Here is a 16,467-nt window from a genome sequence, read left to right as displayed (position 1 = left end):
GGAGCAAACGGTCGATACCCATAAACCCATAAACCCATATACAAACGTCGATAACCTATCCAAACTACTTCTCATCATCTACAAAAAACCATCTCAAAAAAGCTTGAGGTAATTTGTTTCCTCAAGCTTTTTCCACTCCACCTACATCAAGCCATTCTTCGCTAATATTGCCTTGATCTTTGTATAATCATAGTCATCCGGCAGCGATTCTTTTAATGGTTTTAGTTTGGGTTCATCTATCTGCTCTCGTGCAGCTAAAACCGTTGCTTCTTCTTTCTCGTTAAAAAAGATATTCCATGCTATTGGATAGCCATCTGCATATGCTTTGAATAAATGGTTTTCAACGGTTACTTTGGTCAATTCCCGAATGGAGGCAATGTCTTTAATGGATTTTCCTGATTGGAACATGTTATAACTCGTAATGTGACTTGGTGTATCATCGGCTTCCTTTTTTCGTTTTGGTCTAGGGGCGTCACTAATTCGAATTTTCACTTTCACATCAGGGTTCTCCTTACGCCATTCTTGAATCTTATCTAGAAAAACTTCGCCGTACTGTTCAAACTTTCTTTCTCCGACCCCTTTGATGGCTAACATATCTTCTTTTGTTTCCGGAAAATATCGGCTAAGTTCTTTTAGGGTTACATCGGAAAATAATACATATGGTGGAACATTTTTTTCATCTGCAAGTCGCTTCCTTAGATCTCGTAACATAGCAAATAAATCTTCCTGGTAATCTGCTTCTTCACTAGTTGGGATTGGAGCAGTGTACATCGTTACAGAGCGTTTCCCTTTTAAAACGTCAACGGATTGATGATTTAGCTTTAATGTTGGAAACTTGCCTTCCTCTGTAGCAAGCAACTGTTCGGCAACTAGAAAGTGGATCCGCTCCGTTAACTCTTTTTCAGTATAGGCTGACAGGATTCCGTATGTTGATAGCTGATGAAGATTGAAATCCATTAATTTCTTATCTTTGGATCCCTTCAGTACTTTTGCCGTCATACCAACACCAAAGCGTTCTCCCATTCGCTTCACACAAGAGAGGATCATCTGGGCCTCTTCAGTAATATCTGTTTTTTCTAGTCGCTCTACACAATTGCTACAACGTCCACAATTCTGTTTGAGCGAGGTGTCATTAAAATAATCGAGTATAAACGAGGAAAGGCAACCTTGCGTATGACAGTAATTGACCATTGCTTGCAGCTTCTTGTACTCATTTTGCTTGGCTGGCTCATCCATTAGGGATTGTTCAATAAGAAATTTCTGCAATTGAATATCTTGAGGAGAGAACAATAGGATGCAATCACTGGCTTCACCGTCTCTTCCTGCTCTACCAGCCTCTTGATAGTAGGATTCAATGTTCATTGGCATTGCATAATGAATGACATAACGGACGTTGGATTTATCGATGCCCATTCCGAAAGCGTTCGTTGCAATCATTACCGAGCATTCATCATGAATGAATGCTGCCTGGGCTTGTTTCCTGGCTGTTTCTGACATTCCTGCATGGTACTTGGCAACTGAAATCCCCCGTTTTTGTAACTGTTCATAGACGCTGTCTGCTTGTTTTCTTGTTGCGGTATAAATAATTCCCGATTCATCAGTGTGCTCCTGTAAAAAGGAACGAATATAGCTTGTTCGATCTTTTCCCTTTACAATATGAAAAGCTAAATTTTCTCTTTCAAAACCAGTATTGACAACATGTTCGGCTCCAATGTCTAACATGGATTGAATATCTGAGATCACTTCCTCGGTAGCAGTAGCAGTTAAGGCAACATAAACCGGAATATTGTTTAGTTGTTTTAGCTGCGGCACGATCGACCGATAGCTTGGTCTAAAATCATGGCCCCATTGCGAGATGCAGTGTGCCTCGTCAAAAGCTACCAATGCAATTGGAATTCTTCTAATAATAGAAACAAACATCGAAGATTCAAATCGTTCTGGCGCAACATAAACAAACTTATAGCGCTGTGCTTCCAATTCGCGAAGACGGGTTCGTTGTTCCTCTGTTGTTAGTGAACTATTAATAAAAGTAGCTGGAATTCCTAGTGCTTGAAGGGCATCAACTTGGTCTTTCATTAGTGAGATTAATGGGGAAATAATGATTGCAGTGCCATTAAGTGAGAGTCCTGGTATTTGGTAGCATAGTGACTTTCCTCCACCAGTAGGCATAACCGCTAATGTATTATTCGTATGTATGATATGGTTAATGACTTCTTTTTGGCCTGGCCGAAAAGATTCATAGCCAAAATAAGTTTGTAATAGTTTTTCTTGTTCAGCAATCAATTTGGGTCTACTCCTTTCTTTTTTTATCCTACCATATTTTTTACAAGAAAGGAGGGATTCTTTGAAAATTGCATTTTATCCCGTACATAACTGGAAGACTGACATAAATGCGACGAACTTTCGAACATTGTCGTCACTAGTTAGTCCTGTGCTTCGTAAGCACCCCACTTCAAAAACCGAGGAGTAAAGTGGAGGATCAACGGAAAGTCAAATGATCGATTCGTTCATCTAACTATCATTGGAGATGAAGCAACCCCCAATAATAGAGATTCACTAATACAATAAAATAAGTTCCTTAAAATCAACTTGCTATCCAGCTAGAAAAAACGATCCACCTAAAAGGAGGTGAATCGTTTAAGCATCGTTTCTGACAAATCTTTGAACGGAAAAACCGAGTAATCCACCAGCTATAGCTGGAATAAGCCATCCTAACCCAATTTCGAAAAAGGGAAGCATTGCCAAAAATGTAGTTAAATTATCCAGCTTAAAGCCAAACGCAATAAGTCCGTCATATAAACTAATCATTGCCGTGAAAAGAATAGCCCATCGATAAACAGCTGTACGTCCACCAAATAATCGATGCATAAAAGTTAAGGCAATGAGTACAATGGCAATTGGGTAAATAAATGTTAGAACAGGAATGGAAAACTTAATAATTGTATTTAATCCCTGGTTTGCGATTAAGTAACTGCCTGCAGTAATAACTAGCGCAAGCCATTTATAAGGTATTTTTGTTACCTTTGTAAAGAATTGCCCAGCCGCAACTACTAAGCCTACTGATGTGGTAAAACATGCTAAAGTAACAATGATTCCTAATAGAAGTACACCGAAATCACCAAATACAATTCGAGCTGCACTTGAAAGTATATCCCCACCATTCGTATAAGTGCCAGCAGAAGAGATGCTAGCCCCAATCCAACCGATGGATGCATATACAAGAAATAGTCCAATTCCAGTGATCAAACCAGCCTTTAGGGTTGATCGGAACAATTCCTGGTGGTTCGTCATGCCACGTTCCTTAAACGCATTTACAACAATGATTCCAAAAGCGACGGCTGCAATAGCATCCATTGTTAAGTAACCCTCTACAAATCCGGTGAAAAAAGGGGATTCTTGATATTTTTCCGCGGGTGGGCCAAGTGGATTCTTAATCAGTATAAAACCGCCGATACTTAGAGCGACAATAGCTAATAATAAAATTGGTGTGAGAAGTTGCCCAATTTGATTCACCATTTTGGATGGATTAAGGCTTATTAGATACACCAGTAAAAAGAATATGGTAGTAAAGATAAATAATGATAACGAAGATGGCTCCTTTGCGAAGGGGACCACACTCATTTCATATCCTACCGTTGCTGCTCTCGGAATACCGAAAAAAGGAGCAATTGCTAAATAAACTACCGAAGTGAAAATCAATCCAAATGCTGGATGGACACGATCTGCTAGTTCTCGAGCATCATTTTGTACATAAGAAATGGCAGTTACTCCTAGAATAGGAAGTCCAACCCCTGTAATGACAAAACCAAATATTGCAGCCCAATAGGAGGTGCCAGATTCCATCCCTAGTGTAGGCGGATATATTAAATTACCAGCTCCAAAAAATAGAGCAAATAACATAAATCCAATTGTGAAGGTATCTTTATTCATGATTCGAACTCCTTAAAAGACAATGTATGTTTTCTGCCATTCCATAAAATAATAGAAACAAGTTCACATACAAATAAGATTATTTTTAGTAAAATTCAAATAATTAACCGTAAAAGACAAACAAATTAAGCTTACTAGCTATAGAAAATAATGTCAATTAAAAAAAGATAGTTCTGAATTCTAGCGTGAAACCCTTGTAAAATCAACAAATAAAAACCACTCATAGAATAAAGTTGCGATTTGTAAAGAGAATATAGTTTACAATATCTATTTTCACATTTAGAATGTCTTTATATTTTAATTTATGGGCAATTCCACTGTCCGTTTGATCGTGGACGATGAATTGCAACATACTAGATTTAAGGGGGTATCTGATGGTTCCGTCATTATTATTTGAAATTATGCTTATAGGTCTTCTTGGAATCGGATCTCAGTGGTTAGCATGGCGTTATCGTATGCCAGCTATTGTTGTTATGTCTATCACTGGTTTATTAGTAGGGCCGATCCTAGGAATAATCAATCCAGAAGAAGACTTTGGCCGACTATATAGTTCTATTATTTCAGTAGCAGTTGCAATTATTCTTTTTGAAGGGAGCTTAAATTTAAGCTTTAAGGAATTGCGAGGGTTAGGAAAACCGGTTTTTCGAATTTCTACCGTAGGAGCTTTTATTGCTTGGATTCTAGGTTCATTAACCGCACATTATATTGCCGGTTTATCGTGGGCTGTCGCATTTGTAATTGGTGGGTTGTTTATCGTAACTGGACCAACTGTTATCATGCCGTTGCTTCGTCAATCCAAACTGAAACCAAGACCTGCTAAGATATTAAAATGGGAAGGGATTATTGTTGATCCTATTGGTGCATTGCTTGCTGTATTTGCTTTTGAAATCATTGCTTATTTAACATCAACAACTCCAGATGGATCAGCACTTCTTCTATTCTTTGCTGCTTCCATATTTGCAGCCATATTTGGTTGGCTATGTGGTCGCGGAATTGGCTGGATGTTTGAAACAGGTCATGTTCCAGAGTTTTTGAAGTCACCAGCTGTATTTGTTGTCGTCATCTTGTGTTTTACAATTGCAGACGAAATTATGCATGAGACAGGGTTATTATCGGTAACGGCAATGGGGATGACCCTTGCGAATATGGGAATTAGCTCTGTATCGGATATGAGACATTTTAAAGAAAATATCACCATTCTGTTAATATCAGCGATTTTTATTATGCTAACAGCTTCTCTGAAAATGGATACGTTACTACACATTTTCAATCCCAATATTATTGGCTATGTATTGTTGATGATGTTTGCGGTTAGACCGTTGTCAATCTTTCTATCAACTATAGGGAGTGGCTTAACCACGAATGAGAAATTCTTGGTTGGTTGGATTGCACCACGTGGTATTGTGGCACTTACCGTTTCGAGTTATTTTGCTAGTGTATTAACAGAAGCGGGATATGAGGATGCATCCATCTTAACCACGTTAACCTTTGGTTTAGTGTTCTTTACCGTATTGGCACATGGATTTTCCATTGGCTGGTTAGCAAAAAAACTTAATCTATCGATGGAAGGCAGACCAGGATCTCTAATCGTTGGAAGTAATAAATTTACCGTTGAATTAGCGAAATCGTTGATCAAAGCCAGTGTTCCGGTTATTATCGTTGATAACTCATGGGAAAGACTACGGATTGCACGAGAATCGGGAGTTCCGTTCTACCATGAAGATATGCTTTCTGAGCAAACGGAATATAACTTAGATACAATTCCATATGAGTATTTAATCTCTGCTACAACGAGCAATTCATATAATGCGCTAGTTTGTACAACGTTTATGCCAGAGTATGGGCGTACCAATGTATTTAAAGTAAGTCCATATGATCGTGAGTATGGATCATCAAAGGAAATTGTTTCTAAAGTAGGCGGAAGGGTGTTATTTAAAAAAGAAGCACCATTGGATGATTTAATCGAAAAGATTGAACGAGGATTCGTTTTCCGCCAAACAAAAATAACCGAGCAATATAATTACAAGCAATATTTGCAAGATAAAGATGAGGAAACCGTCTTCTTATATTTAATTAAGCCTACTGGTCAAATTAAATTTTACTCAGAAGAGATGCGTACTGTACCAGGTGTTGGCGACACGATTGTGAGCCTGATGCCACCAACGAAAGAAAAAGCTAAAATTGAAACAAGACTAGAAGATGAACAATAATAACATCGCCCAACAAATTTTGTTGGGCGATTTTCATGTATATAAGAATTTCTTGCATAAATAACATGAGGACTTTGGCAATTTTTGCTGGCGAATCCCTCTAAATTTATGATTTTTCTTCGATATTTTCAAGCTGTTTGCGGACTTCTGCAATTTCATTTTCCAAGCGTACTAACTGTTCTTGAGCAGAAGATTCTCTTCCGCGTACATACACTAGTTTATCTAAATCTGCTTGAATACGAACATAATCAGACTTAAGTTCGTCAAGTTTTGCTTCTAATTGTTCTTTTGTCATGTCTACCACTCCCGTTTAATATGAATGTAACTGGAAAAATCCCTCATCGTCAAGTTTACCGCAGGCTGAGAGGAGAATCTATAGCCAAAAGTAAGTGTTCGCTTCGTTTCAATAGCAAATATTCACTATATAGTGTAGCGGAAAACCCCTTTACAAAACAAGAAAATAAGTTAGAATATTACTAATTCAAAAAGGGGGGGACGTTTGGATGGAGGTTAGATTTGAAAAGTCATTACATACGTATACGAAAAAAGTGGAGGAGCTTCTGTTAAAAAAAGAGGCAGCGAATAACTTAATGTTAGGGTTATTATATCGAGGTTTTAATAATGTTGATGCCTACCAAGAAGGTGTTTATTTAGGTCTTGTTGAAAAAGATAATAACGTAATTTATGCGTTTATGCAGACACCTCCACAGCATTGGATCTTAGCAGATGTAACTGGAATAAATGAAGCTGTTATTGACTCTATCTTAGATTTCTTCCACCAAGAAGGTGTGGAAGTACCTAGTGTGGTAGGGCCTACGGATGTTACAAAGGCCTTTGTTCAAGGGTGGACTCGCCGTTCCGGTAAAGCTGCCCAGCTAGAAATGAATCAATTCATTTACCAATTAGACCATGTAAACGTAACCCCTCAGAAAAATGGTAACTTAATTGAAGCTACGGGTGAACATAGATCGTTAATTGCGAAATGGTTCTACCGATTTGGGCAAGAAGCGAATATGTATATTACAAGGCTAAAAGCAGAAAATATGGCAATCAGCTATATTGAAAACAGATCCATTTATCTATGGGTTGTCGATGGGAAACCAGTATCAATGGCAAACAATTCTAGGAAATCAAAGAACGGAGTTACAATTAATTCGGTTTTTACCCCAAATAAGTTTAAACGAAATGGATATGCTACTAGTACCGTAGCTTCGTTATCTAGTAAGCTATTAAATGATGGATTTAAGTTTTGCAATTTATATACGGATGCTGCAAATCCAACCTCCAATCGTATTTATCGTAGAATCGGTTTTTATGAGGTTGGGACTTCGATCGTCTTTCGGTTTAATGAATAAATTCTTTTATAAAAAATGCACCTGTAATGTTATTTATTTTCAACATTGCAGGTGCATTTTATAGTGGTTGCTCCCGATAGATTTGTTATATTAGTGCATCGTCTTTATCTTTTTTGGAATCTGCATACGTATCATAAAAATGAACGATAATTGTTTTGACGATGGCATAAAACGGTACCGCAAATAGAATGCCGATAAAGCCGGCTATGCTTCCAGCAGCTAAAATGACCGTAATAACGGTTAATGGGTGCAATGCAAGTACACGCCCCATAATATTTGGAGAGATAAAGTTACTCTCAATCTGTTGAGCAATGATCATAACCAATGCTACCCATACAATCATCATAGGGTCTTGAAATGCGCCTACAATAAGTGCTGGTATAACAGATAGGAAGGGACCGATAAATGGAATCACATTCATTACCATCCCGAAAATAGCGAGAGTCAGTGAATAATCCAGATCGATAATAAGATAGCCGATAAAAAGTAACAGCCCAACACAAAAGCTGACGATTAACTGTCCTTGAATAAAGGAAGTTAAAACGGTATCGATTTTCCCTAATAGCGTGCGAATGTTTGCCGCTTTTTTCTTGGAAAAAATCTTTGTCACAAATGGTACAAGTTTGTCACCATCTTTTAGCATAAAGAATAAAAAGAAAGGGACAAGGAATATAGCAAAAATGAAACTAATTAATTGGCCAATAAAGCCAAATAGATATTCCAATACATTTTCAATGTAGGTTTGTAAATTCTCCGTGAAGTTATTAATTGCTTTATCTACTTCTTCCGGAATCAATGTTTGATTGTCCTGCCAATATGTAATAAGATCTTGTGCCCAGTTCACCATTTTAGGGATATTATTGACTAGGTTAACAAATTGTCTTTGTGCAATCGGTACGATATACATAACGATAATAAAACCTACTAATATTAATACAACAAAAACGAGTAGAATGGAAAAGGAGCGGTTTATTTTATATCGCATAAAGAAATCCATTAGCGGCTTGGTTAAATAATAAAGGATACCTGCACCAATAAATGGAATTGCAACAGCTCCTACATATTTAAATACAGGATCAAAAATGAAATTAGTAGCCGAAATTAACAAGATTAATAGAAAAACTAGAATAAAAAATACTAATGTTTGAAACCACCGTTTATCAAACAAAGTTATCACAACTTTCTCGTCGAATATAGTATATTTATTATTTTACCGTTAATTTAGTTGAATGGAAAGACTTGGATTTCCATTATTCGTTAGTTTATCCTTATTTTTATTTAATTAAACCTTTCACCCATGGTTAGATTATAAATAGAAAATGTGCTAAAATTTGAGCATATCAGCACTAATGGGGGATATTTACATATGAGTAATTGGGAACAGGTTTACCAGCAATGGAATTCATTTCCTGAGCTAGATGAATCATTAAAGGTTGAATTAAAAAAAATGCAAGATGATCCGAAAGCTTTAGAGGATGCTTTTTATAGAGAATTAACATTTGGAACTGGTGGAATGCGTGGAGTACTAGGGCCAGGTACAAATCGTATGAACGTATATACTGTACGTAAAGCTGTGAATGGCTTTGCGAAGTACTTGTTAGAAAATGCAGTAAATGTTAAAGATCGTGGTGTTGTTATTGCATATGATTCAAGATACATGTCACAAGAATTCGCATTGGAAACAGCGAAAGTATTAGGGGCCTTTGATATAAAAGCCTATGTGTTTGAAACATTACGTCCAACTCCGTTATTGTCATTCGCAGTTCGCTATCTTGCTACGGCGGGTGGTGTGATGATTACTGCTAGCCATAACCCCCCGGAATATAATGGATTTAAAGTGTATAATGAAGACGGTGGGCAAATGGTTCCACGTGAAGCGAATCAGATTATTGATGCAATAAAGGATATAGAGAATGAATTAATGGTACCTGTTTTAGAGCAAGCCGAATTAGAGGAAAGACAATTACTAAAATGGGTCGGAAAAGATATTGATAATGCTTACCTAGAACAGTTAAAGCAAATAACGAAAATGAAAGAAGACACGTTGAACCAGGTAAAGGATTTTAACATTGTCTTTACTCCGCTACATGGAACGGCTAATGACCTTGTATTACGTGGGTTAGAGCAGTTGAACTTTACAGGTGTTGATGTGGTTCAAGAGCAAGCTGTGCCAGATCCAGAGTTTTCAACAGTTGCTTCACCTAATCCAGAGGAACACCAAGCATTTACACTTGCTATCCAAAAAGGAATAAAAAACGGGGCTGATATATTATTGGGAACAGATCCTGATGCAGACCGGTTGGGGGTAGCTGTAAAGAATGAAGCTGGAGAATATACGGTACTAACTGGAAATCAATTAGGGGCACTTTTGGTCGATTATATCCTATCAAATACGGATTCAGCAATGTTAAATAATGCACGATTGATTAAAACAATCGTAACCTCAGAGCTTGGTCAAGCAATTGCTAGCTCGTATGGTGTGAAAACATTAAACACATTAACTGGGTTTAAATATATTGGGGAGAAAATCCGTCAATTTGATGCAACAGGTGAAACGTTTATTTTTGGCTATGAAGAAAGTTATGGATACCTCATTCGCAGCTTTGCTCGTGACAAAGATGCCGTTCAAACTGCAGTAATGGCTATCGAAATGGCTTATTATTGGAAGCAACAAGGAAGGACTTTATTGGATGCATTAGAGGAATTATATAAGAAATATGGCTACTATTTAGAAGGAATGACCTCGTTAACCTTAAAAGGTAAGGAAGGTTCCGAAAAGATTAACGAAATCATGGAAACGATTCGTAAATCTCCTTTACGTGAAATAGGGAATTTACACGTGGAGAAGGTTGAGGATTATCGAACGAGCGAACGCATGATGATGGATACGAAAGCCATAGAAACAATTGATTTGCCAAAGGAAAACGTGTTTAAATTTAAGTTAGAGAAAAATAGTTGGGTATGTCTACGTCCATCAGGTACAGAACCCAAAATAAAATGTTACTATGGTGTATTTGGTTCAACAAGAGAAGAAAGCGAGCAAACGTTAGCTGAATTAAAAGGAACGATGGAAAGTGTTATTAATGAAATTGTTACATCGTGAATAAAGATGCGATGTACTGGATAATTTAAAAACATCGTCCTGGTAGAGGCTTAGCATTGACATATTACGTAAAAGCATGTTTAATAAAGTTAACATTCCTAAAGGGGAGTAGCTGGACAATTTAAGTCGTCATTACGAGATTACGATCTCCGGCTTAAGTTGGCAACGGACGTTGTTTGCGAGACCTTTACCATGACAGGTAAGGGTCTTTTTGTGTGGTCATTACCTGTTGTGAAGACAATTTTTTTACAGTAGGGAGAGACAAATATGGGAGCAGAATTATTGCTAGAGTATTTATGGGTATTAGTTATTTTAGTTGGTTTAGAAGGGTTACTCGCAGCGGATAATGCACTTGTATTAGCAATTATGGTTAGGCACCTTCCAGAAGAACAGCGTAAACGTGCGTTATTTTACGGTTTAGCTGGTGCGTTTATTTTGCGTTTTGGATCGTTATTCGTCATTTCTTTTCTCGTCGATGTATGGCAGGTTCAAGCGTTAGGTGCTGCTTATTTATTATTCATTGCTTTTAAAAACCTGTATGATCGGTTTAAAAAGAAAACAGATGTAGAGGAAGCAGAAGAAGGAGCAGAGCCTAAAAAAGGTAGTGGGTTCTGGATGACTGTACTAAAAGTAGAGTTCGCTGATTTGGCCTTTGCGGTAGACTCCATTTTGGCAGCAGTAGCCTTGGCCGTAGCCTTACCTCCGACTGGATTAGGAACTATTGGTAGCTTAGACACCGGTCAGTTCGCTGTGATATTTGCCGGTGGTATGATTGGATTAATTATTATGCGGTTTGCTGCTAATATTTTTGTTGGATTGCTTCATAAGCGACCAAGTCTTGAAGTAGCTGCCTTTGCCATTGTCGGTTGGGTCGGTGTGAAATTAGCGGTCATCGTTTTAGCACATCCAGATATTCATTGGATTCCTCATGAGTTTCCACACTCAACACCTTGGAAGATTATTTTCTATGCAGTATTGGTTGCAATTGCAGTAATTGGGTGGTTTGCATCAGGTAAAAACAAAGAAGAAGAAAGAGCTACGGACCATTAGAAGAAAAAGCAATTGTGTCTATTCGGGACACGATTGCTTTTTAATTTTTCCTCTATTGGAATCGTTTGTTGCGTATAACGTATATAATGCGACGTAGAGATGTTAAAAAACTTTTGGATGTCACTATCACCGCTACGGAAATACACTACGCTTTCCGTGGGCTCGCGCTGAGCCTCCTCGTTCGCGGGCCAACAGGATGTTGGTCACGAAGGCGTTGCCACAGGACGTGGCGATCCTAGCCTTTGTTCCTTATCACTGTGGGGTCTCAGCGTCTTCGCTTTCCCACAGGACAAGTAAGGCTTCGTCAGCGGCCACATCGCACGCAGAAAAAGTGGACTTCTTTTTCAAGGAGTCTCCGTGTATTTCCTCCGCTGATATATATTGTGATTATTTCAATCAATAATCATAGGTTTCATGATGTATATTCTCGCAAAATAAGAAACACTTTAACAGCGGAGGCAGAATGTGTAGACTCCTGCGGGAACAGCACGAGTCCGAAGACCCCGCACAGATGCGCCTACGTCTACTAGTAAATCTTCGAAGCTAATTCCTCGGCGCAAGGGAACAAAGAAGCATATTCAAGTAGTTCCCTGGCTGAGGCCGTGCCCGCGGAAAGCGAAGCGTTCTGTCGTAGCGGCTTTCTAACGAATACATCCATTAGGACAGGATAATTTGAAGCAATAAAGTTACGTCGCATCATACATCTACTACGAATTAGTCCATGGAAAGGGCAAACACTTTTAGAAATTATTTTACTGGAGGTGAATGGTATGACAGTTCAATTGAAAAGAGCGTATGAACAACCAAGTGAAAGGGATGGGGTTCGGGTCTTGGTCGATCGTATATGGCCGAGAGGGGTTTCCAAAAGCGAAGCAAAAATCGATGAATGGATGAAGAAGGTTGCGCCTTCTACGGAGCTAAGAAAATGGTTTAACCACGACCCTAGTAAATTCTGTACTTTTAAAGAGAAATATCTAGAAGAGTTGGAAACAGGGGAACAAAAAGAATTCCGAAACCGACTATTACAGATGGTTAACAAAAATAAGAAAGTAACATTAATATATGGTGCAAAAGATGAAATACATAATCACGCTCAAGTACTTAAGGAATGGCTGGATGCGAATAAAGTGAACCTTCAATCAGAGGGGGATTCTTCCTCCCACTCTTAACCGAAGCTTAGGAAGCGCTAATACCGACAATGCGACAGGACGTCGCGATAATTTCGGCCGACCAGTAATATGCAGAATAAAAAACCGAACTCACGTTGAGTCCGGTTAGTTGCTACTTGAAGTAGCGGCTGCTGTTGCACCAGCCATTGTAGCAATCATGACTGCTTGTTGGGCTTGGATGACGGTTTCCAATACAGTATATATACTAGTCTCTGCTAAACCTTTGTTTTCTAATTTATCATTTACGAAAAAGCTAACGGCCATTAACACATTCATATCCTTTTGCCATTTAAAATCTTTTTCGGCACAAAGTGCATCGTACATATCCATAATTTCGTTTACATGAAATACATCAGGTGGTAGAAGAGAGAGTATGCCAAACACTGGGTAGTACATGGTTTTGGTCCGAATTCCTGCTTCCTTTAATCGATCTGATACATGAAGACAGCGGTTAACCAGGTTGTCGGGATTTTCATCCTCTTTTAAAGACAGGATGTGACTTAGAAATTGCAAATCATTTCCTTTTCGGAATCCATTTTTTGCGAGTCTTTCATAATACGCTTCAATATGTTGAATGTAATCCACCCGTTCTTGGTAGGCAAGTAACATTGCTAGTGGATAGTCACCCTCATTTGTTAAAAATCCATGCTCTTGTTTCATGCCGTCATAAATTTTCTTCGCTTTTTGAATTAATGTTTCGATGGAATGTGGATGAGGTTCATTTGTAAGTAAGATAGTTGCAGCAATATAAGTATACGTACCACTTTTGAATCTTGCTTGCTTTAGTTTATGGTAGTAATCATATAAACTCGAAATTTTCGCTTCAGGGTCATCGAAATTCACATCTAACATAGCGGAAGTTGTAAAACGTGGATAAGATTTCATGGACGAAAATAAACTAGCGCGACTTTTTATTTTATCGGCAAGTTGAAGCAGCTTTGTTATATCTAATTTTTTGTTATTCATAACGTAGATGGAGGCAATGGTCATCAATATTCGCTTATCAGAAACCTTCCATTTCATGTTTTTTTGTAGTGTTTTAAATGTTGTACTGTAGTCTTGTACTTTGGTATTCATGTAGTAATACTCCTTTCCTTGTAATACGTAGTACGATTTTAGATGGTAATAAGTTTCAAATGGTTAGAAATGCGGCATTATATTGCCCTCACTGGATTCCATCTTCTTCTATAATATCCTTCCCATTTCGCTTCATTCAAAGTTTTTAACTACTATTAATTCGTATTCACTTGATAGGCGAAGTAATAGCGTTTCAATTTTAGAAAAGCTACAATGGTAATTGAGGTGATTAGATGGCGGAACATCATTTTCATTTACATGCAGACTGGCCGGGTGGCCGAAATAGTGAAGGGTTTATTGATGCGGGAAACTTGAAAACAAAAATATCAATTCCTCCAGAAATGGACGGGCCTGGTGTTGGGACAAACCCAGACGAGATGCTTCTTGGAGCGGCGGCGACTTGTTATATTATCACGCTTGCAGCAATGATTGAACGAGCGAACCTGCCACTAAAAGAGATGGCTTTGGAATCAGAAGGAATTGTTGATGTTACAAATGGCGTTTTTACGTATAAAAAAATTATTCATAGACCAACCGTTGCGTTAGAATTAAATGCAACAGAAGCGGAAATGAAGAAGCTCCATCAGCTCGTTGAAAAGGCCGAGAAAAGCTGTATGATATCGCGGGCTATTCAAGGGAATGTCGAACTAGAATTAGAGGCAACTATCCTTCCGCACAATAGTTAAGGTTAAGAATAAATCCCTTATTCTGTTTGAGAGCGGAATAAGGGATTTATTTTAATGGGTAATATCTATCAAACAATCTAACAAAAATTTATTACTTGACAGTTTGCTAGAAGAAAGGTATTTTATTTAAGTCATACTATTTTTATCGGAATTATAGTATATTAGGGAGCACGACTTTTTTAGGTGCATATACTAATTAAAATGAAATAGGGGGTAAATAGGATGGATATTTTTTATATTTTGCTTAATATTGCAGTTATGCTTGCTGTTATAGGTTTACTAATCTATATGCAACGCAAACATGTATCGTTCTCTAAACGTGTATTTACTGGCTTGGGGCTAGGTATTGTGCTAGGTGGGATCCTGCAGTGGGCGTATGGCAGTGGTTCTGAGGTTCTCGCAACAACAACAGATTGGTATAGTATTGTTGGTCGGGGCTACATTAATTTTCTAATGATGATCGTTATTCCGCTCGTATTGGTTTCGATTATTCAGTCCATTATTAATCTCGAAAAAACAGCAGAACTAGGAAAAATGTCTGGGTGGATTATTGGGATATTAATCTCTACTACAATGGTTGCTGCAATTATTGGTATTGGAGCAGCTTATGTGTTTGACTTAAGTGCAGAACAAATCGAAGCGGGCCAAGCAGAAACGGAACGTGGGGCTATGCTAGAATCAACATTAGATGATGTTGTTGAAGGACAGTCAACACCACAAAAGATTCTAAACTTTATTCCGTCAAATATTTTCTTAGATATGACTGGAGAGCGTTCGACTTCCGTAATTGCCGTTGTTATCTTTTCTGTAATTGTCGGGATAGCGGTATTAGGCTTGCGTCGGAAAAATCCAGAACAAGCAGAAATGTTTACCAAAATGGTTAACGCAGTCTATGCCGTTGTTATGCGAATTGTAACGTTGATTTTACGTTTAACACCGTATGGTATTTTGGCTTTAATGGCTACAACGGTTGCAAACACAAATTTTGCGGGAATTTTAGAACTTGGAAAATTTGTATTAGCGTCTTATGTCGCATTATTGGTTATGTTTATCATTCACTTAGTATTAGTTGGAGTATTTGGTTTAAACCCATTCACGTATTTGAGAAAAGTAATTCCTGTACTAGGATTCGCTTTCACATCACGTTCTAGTGCGGGAACAATCCCATTAAATATATCAGCCCAGAAAAATTCTCTTGGGGTTGACCAAGGTGTAGCAAACATGTCTGCATCCTTTGGGGCAACAATGGGGCAAAATGGTTGTGCAGGAATTTATCCTGCGATGCTAGCAGTTATGATTGCACCAACGGTAGGAATAAATCCATTAGATCCTTGGTTTATTTTACAGTTAGTTGTCATAATTGGGATTAGTTCATTTGGAATTGCTGGTGTAGGTGGAGGCGCAACATTTGCTGCCCTAATCGTGCTTTCCTCCATGAACATGCCAGTTGCATTGGCTGGTCTACTCATTTCAATCGAAGCATTTATTGATATGGGACGTACCGCTCTTAACGTAAATGGGGCAATGGTATCCGGTACGTTGACATCCCGTATCCTTGGAAAATTGAATGTTAAAACATTTAATGATAAAACTGCAATAGAAGATAATAGTTCGATGTAATTATGGAAATGAGGCTGATACACAATCGTGTCTTAGCCCAAGGGGAGAACCGAACAATTCAAATTCCATTAGAATTTGAAATTTGTTCGGTTTTTTCATGCTCTCATAGAGGGAATGAAGGTATGAAAGTAACGGGCCCCACTGGGAAATTGCCTTCATGATTGGAACACCATATTCGTTTTAGAATGGCAAGTACCAGCTAGTCTATTCCTTTCTAGAGTTTGCGTTTATATGCCGGAAAAGTGGCTGTCTAGAAAGGGGGCTGAA

At 38.1% G+C, this 16,467-nt stretch carries 12 protein-coding genes; 7 read left to right on the top strand and 5 right to left on the bottom strand.

Features of this window, described 5'->3' with window-relative positions; all coding sequences use genetic code 11:
- Nucleotides 1-141 precede the first annotated feature (141 nt).
- Together recQ and brnQ are read right to left on the bottom strand one after the other, a co-directional pair.
- Nucleotides 142-2,283 carry a DNA helicase RecQ gene (recQ, locus tag BMX40_RS18035; RefSeq protein WP_090872575.1) on the bottom strand — a complete coding sequence of 714 codons (2,142 nt, stop codon included), beginning with the start codon at nucleotides 2,281-2,283 and terminating at the stop codon, nucleotides 142-144.
- 354 nt (nucleotides 2,284-2,637) lie between these two features.
- Nucleotides 2,638-3,930, bottom strand: a complete 1,293-nt coding sequence (gene brnQ / locus BMX40_RS18030; RefSeq protein ID WP_090872573.1) for a branched-chain amino acid transport system II carrier protein — start codon at nucleotides 3,928-3,930, stop codon at nucleotides 2,638-2,640.
- 374 nt (nucleotides 3,931-4,304) lie between these two features.
- Between brnQ and BMX40_RS18025 the strand changes: the two genes are divergently transcribed.
- Entirely contained in the window at nucleotides 4,305-6,140 is a 1,836-nt protein-coding gene (locus BMX40_RS18025) for a cation:proton antiporter (RefSeq protein ID WP_090872572.1), read from the top strand.
- A gap of 106 nt (nucleotides 6,141-6,246) precedes the next feature.
- Here BMX40_RS18025 and BMX40_RS18020 read toward each other — a convergent pair whose 3' ends face one another.
- Nucleotides 6,247-6,435, bottom strand: coding sequence for an SE1832 family protein (locus BMX40_RS18020; RefSeq protein ID WP_090872570.1), 189 nt, complete (start codon nucleotides 6,433-6,435; stop codon nucleotides 6,247-6,249).
- A gap of 208 nt (nucleotides 6,436-6,643) precedes the next feature.
- Between BMX40_RS18020 and BMX40_RS18015 the strand changes: the two genes are divergently transcribed.
- Entirely contained in the window at nucleotides 6,644-7,495 is an 852-nt protein-coding gene (locus tag BMX40_RS18015; protein WP_090872568.1) for a GNAT family N-acetyltransferase, read from the top strand.
- Between the two features lie 85 nt (nucleotides 7,496-7,580).
- Here BMX40_RS18015 and BMX40_RS18010 read toward each other — a convergent pair whose 3' ends face one another.
- Nucleotides 7,581-8,672: an AI-2E family transporter gene (locus BMX40_RS18010; protein ID WP_425287870.1), complete on the bottom strand. Its 1,092-nt coding sequence runs from the start codon at nucleotides 8,670-8,672 to the stop codon at nucleotides 7,581-7,583.
- A 189-nt stretch (nucleotides 8,673-8,861) separates the two neighbouring features.
- On the opposite strand from BMX40_RS18010, the gene BMX40_RS18005 reads away from it, so the two are divergent.
- From BMX40_RS18005 to BMX40_RS17995, 3 genes are all read left to right on the top strand, one after another.
- Nucleotides 8,862-10,598: a phospho-sugar mutase gene (locus BMX40_RS18005; protein ID WP_090872564.1), complete on the top strand. Its 1,737-nt coding sequence runs from the start codon at nucleotides 8,862-8,864 to the stop codon at nucleotides 10,596-10,598.
- Between the two features lie 267 nt (nucleotides 10,599-10,865).
- On the top strand, nucleotides 10,866-11,648 hold the full coding sequence (locus BMX40_RS18000) for a TerC family protein (RefSeq protein WP_090872562.1): 783 nt from the start codon (nucleotides 10,866-10,868) through the stop codon (nucleotides 11,646-11,648).
- A gap of 770 nt (nucleotides 11,649-12,418) precedes the next feature.
- On the top strand, nucleotides 12,419-12,817 hold the full coding sequence (locus BMX40_RS17995) for a DUF488 domain-containing protein (protein ID WP_090872560.1): 399 nt from the start codon (nucleotides 12,419-12,421) through the stop codon (nucleotides 12,815-12,817).
- Nucleotides 12,818-12,922: 105 nt separating this feature from the next.
- Here the strand turns inward: BMX40_RS17995 and BMX40_RS17990 are convergent, their stop codons facing one another.
- Entirely contained in the window at nucleotides 12,923-13,894 is a 972-nt protein-coding gene (locus BMX40_RS17990) for a DUF4003 family protein (RefSeq protein ID WP_090872558.1), read from the bottom strand.
- A gap of 233 nt (nucleotides 13,895-14,127) precedes the next feature.
- Here BMX40_RS17990 and BMX40_RS17985 point away from each other — a divergent pair, with 233 nt between their 5' ends.
- A complete protein-coding gene (locus BMX40_RS17985; RefSeq protein WP_090872556.1) occupies nucleotides 14,128-14,580 on the top strand; it encodes an OsmC family protein in 453 nt (150 codons plus the stop codon).
- Between the two features lie 222 nt (nucleotides 14,581-14,802).
- Complete coding sequence (locus BMX40_RS17980; protein WP_090872554.1) at nucleotides 14,803-16,200, top strand: L-cystine transporter; 1,398 nt, start codon at nucleotides 14,803-14,805, stop codon at nucleotides 16,198-16,200.
- Nucleotides 16,201-16,467: the final 267 nt, after the last annotated feature.

The sequence above is a fragment of the Oceanobacillus limi genome, from assembly GCF_900111445.1.
In the GTDB taxonomy this organism is placed as follows: Bacteria; Bacillota; Bacilli; order Bacillales; family Amphibacillaceae; genus Ornithinibacillus; species Ornithinibacillus limi.
The sequence above is the reverse complement of the archived record's forward strand: the minus strand, read 5'-3'. Positions and strand labels throughout refer to the sequence as shown.